Source organism: Novosphingobium sp., assembly GCF_020852455.1.
Lineage (GTDB): Bacteria > Pseudomonadota > Alphaproteobacteria > Sphingomonadales > Sphingomonadaceae > Novosphingobium.
Genome location: NZ_JADZAT010000009.1, coordinates 73582 through 84520 on the forward strand (window position 1 = coordinate 73582; position 10939 = coordinate 84520).

The 10939-nt window shown below is 64.3% G+C and carries 6 protein-coding genes and 1 tRNA gene; 5 read left to right on the top strand and 2 right to left on the bottom strand.

Features of this window, described 5'->3' with window-relative positions; all coding sequences use genetic code 11:
• Positions 1 to 36: 36 nt before the first annotated feature.
• Complete coding sequence (locus IT549_RS03625; RefSeq protein ID WP_292970039.1) at positions 37 to 1692, bottom strand: M20/M25/M40 family metallo-hydrolase; 1656 nt, start codon at positions 1690 to 1692, stop codon at positions 37 to 39.
• Between the two features lie 167 nt (positions 1693 to 1859).
• Between IT549_RS03625 and IT549_RS03630 the strand changes: the two genes are divergently transcribed.
• The 5 genes from IT549_RS03630 to IT549_RS03650 all read left to right on the top strand — a co-directional run bounded on the left by IT549_RS03630 (position 1860) and on the right by IT549_RS03650 (position 8952).
• Complete coding sequence (locus tag IT549_RS03630; RefSeq protein WP_292970041.1) at positions 1860 to 4595, top strand: putative Ig domain-containing protein; 2736 nt, start codon at positions 1860 to 1862, stop codon at positions 4593 to 4595.
• A gap of 179 nt (positions 4596 to 4774) precedes the next feature.
• On the top strand, positions 4775 to 5614 hold the full coding sequence (gene yghU / locus IT549_RS03635; protein WP_292970042.1) for a glutathione-dependent disulfide-bond oxidoreductase: 840 nt from the start codon (positions 4775 to 4777) through the stop codon (positions 5612 to 5614).
• A 50-nt stretch (positions 5615 to 5664) separates the two neighbouring features.
• A tRNA-Gln gene (locus IT549_RS03640) sits at positions 5665 to 5739 on the top strand.
• 165 nt (positions 5740 to 5904) lie between these two features.
• On the top strand, positions 5905 to 7596 hold the full coding sequence (locus tag IT549_RS03645) for a phospholipase D-like domain-containing protein (RefSeq protein ID WP_292970043.1): 1692 nt from the start codon (positions 5905 to 5907) through the stop codon (positions 7594 to 7596).
• Between the two features lie 87 nt (positions 7597 to 7683).
• Positions 7684 to 8952 carry a DUF3391 domain-containing protein gene (locus tag IT549_RS03650; RefSeq protein ID WP_292970045.1) on the top strand — a complete coding sequence of 423 codons (1269 nt, stop codon included), beginning with the start codon at positions 7684 to 7686 and terminating at the stop codon, positions 8950 to 8952.
• A gap of 7 nt (positions 8953 to 8959) precedes the next feature.
• Here IT549_RS03650 and IT549_RS03655 read toward each other — a convergent pair whose 3' ends face one another.
• The gene (locus IT549_RS03655; RefSeq protein WP_292970046.1) at positions 8960 to 10846 is read right to left on the bottom strand and encodes a CocE/NonD family hydrolase; all 1887 of its coding nucleotides are present in this window, start codon (positions 10844 to 10846) and stop codon (positions 8960 to 8962) included.
• Positions 10847 to 10939: the final 93 nt, after the last annotated feature.

A 10939-nucleotide genomic window follows, 5' to 3' on the forward strand; every position in this document is an offset into this window, starting at 1 on the left:
TGAACCAATCTGTCTCTTGACCCAAATGGGGGAGACCTACTTCCCCACATTCCCCCGCGCCGCCGCAAACTCGCTGCCCGGTTTCCACTGCGGCCAGCGGCTCGAATTGGCGAGGTCCCAGCCGAGTGCGTGGACCAGTTCGATGTCCTGCATTGCCCCGGCCATGTTCCAGCTGGCGTCCCAGGCGTCGCAGGCCTGGTGATAGCAGCGGCCGGTATAGTCATCGATCCACTTCTGCCCGGCGGGTCGGCCGCCTTCGACCAGGTCGCTGGCCCCGGCCAGGCCCATCATCAGCAGCACCGGCACTCCGCGCTTGGCCATCGGGAAATGGTCGGCGCGGAAGAACAGGCCGCGTTCGGGCAGGCTTTCCTGCGTCACGGTGCGTCCCTGCCTGGCGGCGAAAGCGGCCAGTTCGTCCTCCATGGTTGACTGGCCCTTGCCGATCAGCACCACGTCTTTGGCCGCACCGGCGGTTTGCAGCACGTCGATCGTCAGGTTGGCGACGGTCTTGTCGAAGGGATAGACCGGGTCCTGGGCATAGCCTTCGCTGCCGAGCAGCCCGCGCTCTTCCGCAGTCCAGGCGGCGAACACCACCGAGCGCTGCGGCGCCGGTCCGGCCTTCATCCGCCGCGCAATCTCCAGCATCGCGGCGATCCCCAGCGCATCGTCATTGGCCCCGGCGCGATAGATCCGGCCCTGCGCATCGGGCTTGCCTTGGCCATAGGCATCCCAGTGCCCGCCGATCATCACCACTTCATCCGCGCGGGTGGTGCCCGGCAGCCGGGCGAGGACGTTGTGGCTGATCACCACCTCATGGTTTGACGGGATCGCCGCCGAGAGCGTCACGCCGGTCAGCGGCACCGGCCGGAACTTGGCCGAGCGCGCCGCGAGGCGCAGCTTGCCCAGATCCTGCCCGGCCATCGCGAACAGCCGGTCGCCCATTTCGTGGCTGAGCCAGCCCTGCAGCGCCAGGCTGGTCTGGCTGCCGTCCTTGCGAACCAGGCCGTAATTCTCGCCCCCCGGGCTGACCACCACGTTCCAGCCATAGCCGACCCCTTCGGCGTCGTGGACGATCAGCGCCGCCACCGCCCCGCGCCGCGCGGCTTCCTCAAACTTGTAGGTCCAGCGCCCGTAATAGGTCATCGCCTTGCCGCCGAACCGGCCGGCCACGGCCTCACCCTTCAAGGCTTCGAAATCGGGATCGTTGATCAGGAAGACCGCGACCTTGCCCTTCAGGTCCAGGCCCTTGAAATCGTCCCATTTGCGTTCCGGCGCGGTGACGCCATAGCCGACGAAGACCAGCGGTGCAGAGCTGACCTTCGCCGCGTCCGCATTCTGCAAGGTCGAAAGATAGGCATCGGTGCCCAGCTTGATCGGCACCACCCCTTGCGGCGTCGCCAACTCAAGCTGCTGGGGCGTTCCCAGCCGGGTGTGCAGCAGCGGCACCGGCTGGACCCATTTGCCGCCCGGCCCGCCCGGCTCCAGCCCCAGGGCCTGAAAGCGTCCGATCAGATAGCCGACCGTGCGTTCTTCCCCCAGCGTTCCCGGCGCGCGGCCCTGAAACCAGTCGTCGGTCAGCACCTTGACGGTATCGACGATCCGTTCGGCGCTGAGCGGTTCTTGCGAAGTGGCGGGCGCACCGGTTGCGACGAGCCCGATGAACACCAGCGAGGCCATGATCAGTCTTTTCATCGCCCGACCATAGCCAATCGGGCCGCCCGGGCAATCAGCCAATCCGCTTAAGCCCCGTTCGACCAACTGTCCCAGAACGGGAGGAATGCTGCGATGCACCAGTACGTCCTTGGACCTGCAATTCGCGGCGCTGGCCGGTTAGCTTCAGCCGCAAAGGAGCAACCACCATGCCGCTTACCGGTTCAGGCGAAGTCGTCACCAATCCCAACACCAGCAGCGATGGCACTCTGGTGCCGCGCCAGGCGCTGGTGCTGTCCAACGGGAACACCCTGATGGGCTGGACCGATGAAGCCGGTTCACCGCCAGCCATGATGCTGCAACTGTTCGATGCTGCCGGAAATCCGTTGGGCGCGGCATTCACCCTTCCAGCCGATCTGGGCAACGCCACCGCCTTTGGCAGCGCGATCGCCGGGGCCGATGGCAGCTTCTATGTGCAGCGCGTCGTTTCAGGCGAAGTGATCGACTTCCTCCATTTTGACAGCGCAGGCACGCTGCTGGGGCAATCGGAAACGATGTCCAAGTTCAGCAATGGCTTTGAAATGACCGTGCTGTCCGATGGCGGCTTGGCGGTGTTCGGCGTTGACCTGTTCGAGGTTCCGCAGGGCGACGGATCATCCTGGTATGTCGAAAAGCCGGTGCTGCGCATTCTTGACGCGGCCGGAAACCAGCTCAGCCAGACTATCGTCGAAGGCACTGTCCAGAACAGCGGCGACGTGCCGCTGCATGCCGACATTTCGGTTCTGCCCAATGGAAATATCGTTGCGACCTGGGTCGAGCCGTTGCTGACGAATTTTGACCTGCCTTCGCTGCACGCCCAGGTGTTCAGTCCTTCGGGCGTTGCGCTGGCCCCCGCGCAGGTCATCGACAGCGGCTCTGGCTCGTTTGGCGGTTTCACCACGAACCTTGTCACGCCGGTGATCGAAGCGTTTGCCGACGGATCGTTCATCATGACCTGGAACGACATCCATGGCCTGACCTTCCAGGTGTTCAACGCCGATGGCAGCGCACAGGGCCCCAAGGCCACGCTGACCACGGACCTGACCGGCTACCATCCCGAATATGCCCATGACATGATTACCCTGCCCGACGGCACCTTTGTGGTCGCGGGCTTTGTTGGCAGCCTGTCCAGCCCAACCGGTTACGATATCGTCGCGCGCCAGTTCAACCGCGATGGCACCCCGGTAGGAGACTGGGTGCCGGTCAACACGACCACCACCGGCGATCAGGGCCAGCTTGATCTGGTGGCCATGCCCGGCGGCGGCTTTACTGCGGTCTGGCTTGACCGCGGCGAAGCCTTCGATCCCTGGAATGGCAGTGTCGATACTGTCCTCGATCTGTGGCGCCACCGCAGCTTCAACACCGGACAGCAGGCCAACCGCGCCCCGGTGGCGCAGAACGGCACCGGATCGAACGACGAGGACAACACCATCACCGGACAGGTCGCCGCCAGCGATCCCGATGGCGACAGCCTGACCTATACGCTGGTCACCGGGCCGGAACACGGCACGATCGTGTTCAATGCGGATGGCAGCTATGTCTATACGCCCGGCGCGAACTACAACGGTACCGACAGCTTTACCTTCCGGGCCAGCGATGGTTCGCTGACCAGCAATGTCGCAACGATCGCGCTGGCAATCGCGGCGGTCAACGACGCGCCGGAACTGGCCAATCCGCTGGCCGATAGCACCACGGCCGAGGATGCCGCGTTCAACTATACGCTTCCCGCAGGCACCTTCAGCGATGTCGATAACGCTGTGCTGGTTTACAGCGTATCCAGCCTGCCGGCCTGGCTCAGCTTCGATCCTGCCACGCGAACCTTCAGCGGGACCCCCGCCAATGGCGATGTCGGCAGCTTTGATGTTACGGTCACGGCATCGGATGGCAGCCGCAGCGCCAGCGATACCTTCCGGATCACGGTGACCAACACCAATGACGCGCCCACGGTGGCGATCGCCGTTCCCGACCAGGCGGCGACCGAAGGCACGGCATTCAGCTTCACCCTGCCCAGCGGGACCTTTGCGGATGCTGATGTGGGCGACAGCCTGACGATCGCACCCGGCAGCCTGCCGGCCTGGCTCAGCTATGATCCGGCAACCGGGATCTTCTCGGGCACCCCGGGGGCGGGGAATGTCGGGCCGGTGGACATTACGGTCACCGCCACCGACCGCGCCGGAGCGACTGTTAGCGATACCTTCCGGATCAATGTTGCCCCCAGCGGCCCGCTGCCGATCCTTGGCACCGAAGGGCGTGACTTCCTGTTCGGCACCGGTAACGGCGACATCATCAACGCGCTGGGCGGAAATGACGTTGTGTTCGGAGCGAATGGCAATGACCGGATCGACGGCGGCGCTGGCGATGACTTCCTGCTGGGCGGATCGGGGCTGGACTGGCTGATCGGCGGCACCGGCAACGATTACCTGTTCGGCGGCGATGATGCCGACCGGCTGCAGGGCGGCGCCGGGCGCGACACGCTGAGCGGCGGTGACGGCAATGACCGGCTTGAAGGCGATGCCGGCAACGATGAACTGCTGGGCAACAACGGCAACGATATCCTGCTTGGCGGCGCAGGCGTGGACGTGCTCGAAGGCGGCCGCGGTGCCGATATCTTCCAGTTCACCGCCCTGTCCGACAGCGGCGTCGGATCGGGCAATCGCGACCGGATCACCGACTTCACCCGCGGTTCGGACAAGATCGACCTCGCCGGGCTCGATGCCAACAGCCTGCTCGATGGCGATCAGGCCTTCACCTTCATCGGCAATGCCGGTTTCAGCAGGGTCGCCGGGCAGCTGCGCTATTCCGGCGGGGTGATCTCTGCCGACGTCGATGGCGATGGCATTGCCGATTTTCAGATCCAGATGTCCGGGCTTTCCGGCACGCTTGGCGGGAGTGACTTCTTCCTCTGATTTGGTTTCTGCGTTTGCTTCTGGCCCCCCTTCCTTCCGCCGGAAGCTTACCTCAAGCAATCTGGGCTGCCCTGAGCGATGCGTTATCGCCGTTCCCACTTGCTTGAACCCTGCCTGGCGGGCAGATTGGTGCATTGCGACGCACCAATCTGCCCGCCCTTTTTTTCAGGAGCCCCGCCATGTCCGACACCGAATACACCCCGCCCAAGGTCTGGACCTGGAACAAGGACAACGGCGGGCAGTTCGCCGCGATCAACCGGCCGACCTCTGGCGCGCAGTGTGAGAAGGAGCTGCCGGTGGGTGAGCATCCCTTCCAGCTCTATTCGCTGGGCACCCCCAACGGACAGAAGGTGACGATCCTGTTCGAGGAATTGCTGGAAGCCGGGCACAAGGACGCCGAATACGACGCCTGGCTGGTCAACATCCGCGATGGCGACCAGTTCGGTTCGGGCTTTGTCGCGCTCAATCCCAATTCGAAGATCCCCGCCCTGCTCGACCGGTCCGGGCCCGAACCGTTCCGGGTGTTCGAAAGCGGCGCGATCATGCTGCATCTGGCCGAGAAGTTCGGCGCTTTCATGCCCAGCGACGGCAAGGCCCGCGCCGAATGCCTCAGCTGGCTGATGTGGCAGATGGGCAGCGCGCCGTTCATCGGCGGCGGGTTCGGGCATTTCTATGCCTATGCGCCGATCAAGATCGAATACGCGATCGACCGCTATGCGATGGAAACCAAGCGGCTGTTCGACGTTGCCGACAAGCGGCTGGCGGAAAGCCGGTTCCTGGCCGGCGATGACTACTCCATCGCCGACATGGCAACCTATGCCTGGCTGGGGCTGCTCTATCGCGGCTTTGCCTACAACGATGCGGCGACGTTCCTGTCGCTGGACGAATACACCAGTATCGGGCGCTGGGTGGAGGAAATCCTGGCCCGCCCGGCGGTGAAGCGCGGGCAGAAGGTCAACCTGCCGACCGGCCTGATCGAACGCCATTCGGCCGCCGATTTCGACAAGCTGGCAGACTGAATTGCCCCCTTCCCTTGGCGGCGCGGCCTGACTATAGGCCGCGCTCCTGCTGGGGCGTAGCCAAGCGGTAAGGCACCGGTTTTTGGTACCGGCATGCGAAGGTTCGAATCCTTCCGCCCCAGCCAGGAATGGACCTGCAGCCGGTCTTGTTCGGCCACGCGGGCATCGCCCCCCAAATTGCTGCTGGAAATCCGGCGGGTCGCTGATATCCTGCGCCGCGCAGCGCAGTGCAGCCGCGTGTTGCCAACAGGGCCGGGTCGCAAATCCTCTGGTCAGAAGGGTGACGGTCCATGCGCATTATCAAGGAAGGTCAGGTTTTGAAGGTCCGGGCGATCGCCGGGACCTATGTGGTGGTTCTGGCATGGGATTTCATGCCGGGGCAGGATGCGGCCCGCGACGGGCTGATGGGCTTTGCGATCGAGCGCGCCGAGCTGGAAGGCAACACCGTGGTCGAACGCTACTGGATGCGCGGGATCAAGCGGTTTCGCGAAAAGGACCGCGGGCTGGCGCCGGGCACTCCGGTCAGCAGCGCCGACCATCCGGTGCAGAGCTTCCTGTGGGCCGACTACACCGCCCAGACCGGCAAGACCTATCGCTACAAGGTGGTGCCGGTTTATGGCGAGCCCAAGCTGCTCGAACTGCGCAGCGGCCATGCCACCTCGGTCCGGATATCGACCGAGAAGGAATACCTGCTCGATCCGCAGCAGCCCAACGACAAGGCCCGGCACGACGTCTATTTCAACCGCGGGGTGATCGGATCGCAGGCCTATGCCCGCCGGTTCGACAACCGCAAGCCCGATCGCGACAATCCCCGGGCCGAGGAAATGGTCTGGCTGTCGCGGGGGCTGTTCGAAGCGCTGACCGGGTTCATTGGCCTCGCCCAGGACGGCTATAGCTTGCGCGCCGCGTTCTATGAATTCCACTACCTGCCGGTGGCGATCGAGCTGGCCAAGGCGCACGATCGCGGGGCGCTGGTCGAGATCGTCTATGACGCGGAAAGCAGCTACAAGGCCGAGAACGAGGCGGTGATCGCCCATTCCGGGCTGGCCGAACGCAACTGTGCCTTCCCGCGCCGGACCTCGACCGGGATCCGCCACAACAAGTTCATGATCCTGTTCAAGGGCGATGATCCGGTCGCGGTCTGGACCGGATCGACCAACATCTCGGACGGCGGGATTTTCGGCCATTCGAATGTCGGCCACATCGTCTGGGATCGGACGGTGGCCACGGCCTATAACGAATACTGGAAGCTGCTGAAGGCCGATACTGCCGTCGGCAGTCTGCGCGGGCCCGCCCGCGCACTCAGCCCGTTGCCCGCCGGCAAGCCCGGCAAGGGCACGATCCCGCTGTTCAGCCCGCGCGACGGCACGCAGGAGCTGACCTCGCTGCAATGGTACGCCGACCGGATGGATGAGGCGAAGAAGGTGGTCTGCATCACGCTGGCCTTCAATCTCGACAAGCTGTTTTCCGATGTTATCGCCAAGGACAACGACGTGCTGCGCTTCATCGTCAAGGACGATGACCTTGCCGCCGACGAAAGCATCGGGGTGGACCGGGACGTGCTGTTCGCGGCGGGGGGCAAGCTGGATGCCGGGGCCCTGGCCAATTTCGCCCAAGAAAGCGGCAACCCGCTCAATTCCAATGACTACATCCACGACAAGTTCATGCTGGTCGATCCGCTGGACGACGATCCGCTGGTGATCACCGGATCGGCCAATTTCAGCCGCCCGTCGCAGCGCAACAATGATGAGAACATGCTGGTGATCCGCGGCGATACCCGCGTGGCAGACATCTATTTCGGCGAATTCATGCGGATCTTCGATCACCACTATGCCCGCTATCTGGTGGCCAAGCTGAAGGCCGCGGGCAAGGCCGATCCCGATGCCGGCTATCTCAAGACCAAGACCGACGAATGGCTGCCGCCGCACCTGATACCCGATGGCTACAAGGCCAAACGGCGGCGCTATATGTTGGGCGACTAGGAGAAACCCCTAGCGCCCCCTTCACCGTGCCGCAGTCCCGGCGGCGTTATGCGCGAAGCGTAACGCCAGCACGGGAACGCACGGAAAATGCTCAAGAGAATCAGCCCCTCACAGGTCGAAATGGGCATGTTCGTGCAGAAGCTGGAAGGCAGCTGGCTGAAGCATCCGTTCTGGAAGACCAAATTCGTCCTCGATGACGAGGAAACGCTGCAGGACCTGCGCGATGCCGATATCGAGGCCGTGGTGATCGACATCTCCAAGGGCCGCGACGTGCTGGTCCGGCGCGGCGACCTGCCGGTTGCCCGCCCGGCCCCGCCAGCCCGCCAGCAAGCCGAACGCCGCCGCTTCGTGCCGCCCAGCAGCCCGGTGCAGTTCGACTATCGCTCGACCACGCCGCAAAGCACCGCGCGCGAATTCGGCCATGCCACGCGGATCGCCGAGCGCGGCCGCAAGGTGGTGTCGAAAGTGTTCCTTGAAATGCGGCTGGGCAAGTCGATCAGGGCCGATACGGTCGAGCCGGTGATCGAGGACATCTTCGCCTCGGTCCAGCGCAACCCGCACGCCTTCAACGGGCTGATGCGCTGCAAACAGGACAACGAATACCTCTATCGCCACGCGCTGGCCTGTTCGGCGCTAATGGTCTCGCTGGGCCGCGCACTCAAGCTCTCGCCCGGTGAAATCCGCGAGGCCGGGTTGGCCGGACTGATGTTCGACGTCGGGGTCAATCTGCTGCCGGTCGATCTGGCCGACTATGGCAGCGACCATCGCCGGCTGCCGCCCGATGTGCTGGCCCAGCACACCGAACTGGGCGCCAATTTCCTGGCGGCCAGCGGTATGGCCGAAGCGACTGTCGCGGTGGCGCGTCACCATCACGAGCGCAACGACGGCTCGGGCTATCCGCAGCGGCTGATCGGCGGCGACATCCCGCTGCTGTGCCGCATGGCCGCGGTCTGCGATGCCTATGACGAGCTGGCGAGCTATATGCCCGGCGCCCAGCCGGTCGATCCCGGCGCGGTGCTGCAGGCCATGTCCGAACAGCGCAGGCGGTTCGATCCGGTGGTCTTCGCCGCCTTCGTCCAGTGCATCGGCACGTTCCCGATTGGCACCTTTGTCGAGCTCAAGAGCCAGCGGCTGGCGATGGTGATCGACCAGGATCCGGCTGACTACACCAAGCCGAAGGTCCGCACCTTCTTCTCGCTTGCCACCGGTGAAACGGTTCGCAGCGAGGATATCGACCTGGCCAACTGCTATGGCGCCGACGAAATCGTCGGGCTGGCCGACCTTTCGCGCTTTGAAGCCGAAGAGGTGATGGAGCTGCGCACGCAGATGATGGCCAAGCTGGCGCGGGGGAAATAGCCCGGCGCTATTTCACCACCGGCAGCCACACCGCGCTCGCCTCGCTGCCACCCCAGCGCACCGTCTGGTTGGCCTTCTTGTAGGCGGCGGGCGGTGCGTCGAAGATCGAGGGGACCCAGGTCTGCGGGTTGCGGTCATACAGCGGGTAGAGGCTCGACTGGACCTGCACCATGATCCGGTGGCCCGGCAGGAACACGTGGTTCACATTGGGCAGCGACCAGCCGAACTTATAGGTCTGCCCGGGCTTCAGGGGCGCGGGCGTGGCGAAACCGTGGACATAGCGGCCACGAAATATCTCGATCCCGATCCCCAGCTGGTAACCCGGCAGGCCCGATGGCGCGGACTGTTCGGACGGATAGACGTCGATCAGCTTGACCACCCAGTCACTGTCCGCACCAGAGGTTGCCGCATGCAGTTCCACGCGCGGCGCGCCCTTGATCTGGACCGCTTCGGTCAACACCGGACCGGTATAGCTGAGCACATCGGGTCGCCCCGACGCAAAGCGCTGGTCCTGTACCAGCCAGTTGCGCCAGGTATCGCCTTCCATCCGCACCGGGCGCGGGATGAACGGCACCGGGTTGGCCGGATCGGAAACATAGCCATCGCTGCCCGCCGCGGCCGGCTTGTCGAACGAAAGGCTGAAATTGCCGGCCAGGTAAAGCGGCTTCTCGCTGCCCGCCGGCCAGGTCGCGTCGCTCTCCCACCGATTGGTGCCGGTGGCATAGGTGACCGCCGCCGGCATCGGCTTGCACGGCGGTGCCGCGCTCTTCAGCCGGCAATCGAGGAACGGCTTGATCCACCCGGTACGGAACTGCAGCGCGGTATCACCTTCGAACCTGATCGGCCCCAGGTTGTAACCTTCATAGTTCGCGCCCGAATGCCGCCATGGGCCAATTGCCAGGGTAACCGGTGCGTCAGGCTGGGCAGCCTTGATTGCTTTGAACACCGCCGGGCCGCCATAGCTGTCTTCCTGGTCCCACTGCCCCAGCATCACCAGCGTCGGCACGGTCAGCTTGCGCTTGGCCAGGATCTTGTCGACCGCCTGTTCCTGCCAGAACTGGTCATAGCTGGGATGCTCGATCATCTTGCGCACCGCCGGCAGGCCATCGATCCCCCAGGCCCGCGCGAACCCGGCGGAGGACACGGCAGCCAGATAGCTGTCGAATTCGTCACCGCTGCCGATCGGGGCCGAACCGCCGCCCTTCTCCACCGTCTGGCCCAGCGCATAGTCGAACCCGAAAGTGCGGAACGCACCATAGTGGAACCAGTCGTCGCCCATCCAGCCATCGACCATCGGCGATTGCGGAACTGCGGCCTTCAGGGCCGGATGCGGATCGATCAGCGCCATCAGCGCGGTAAAGCCCAGATAGCTGGAGCCGATGATCCCGACCTTGCCGTTGGCCTCGGGCACGTTCTTCACCAGCCAGTCGATCGTATCATAGGCGTCGGTCGAATGGTCGATCCCGGTCTTGTTGAGCGGCCCGCGCACCGGGCGCGCCATCACATAGTCGCCTTCACTTTTGTGCAGGCCGCGCACGTCCTGATAGACCCGGATATAGCCATCGTTGACGAACGGCGCGTCCATCACCGGCAGGATCTCTTCGATCTTCTGGCTGCGGTTGCGGCTGGTCGCGCCGCTGGCATCATAAGGCGTGCGGCTGAGCAGGATCGGCGCTCCGCTGGTGCCCTTGCGAAACACGATCACGGTGTAAAGCTTGGTCCCGTCACGCATCGGCACCATCACCTCACGCCGGACAAAGTCAGCCTGCGGACGCACCCAGTCATAGCTGGGCACCTTGTCGTTGGTCATCGGATCGAGCGGCGCGGCGGCCGGTTGAGCGAACAAGGGTGTGGCGGCGGCAAGCAGCAGGACGGTGGCGATATGACGGCGCATGAAAGCTCCCCAAAGGATTTTTGCCAAGGCTAGCAGCTTTGTTGCGCTTGAGAAGGTGCGCCAATTGCCTATTCTGCGAACAACAGGAGAGAA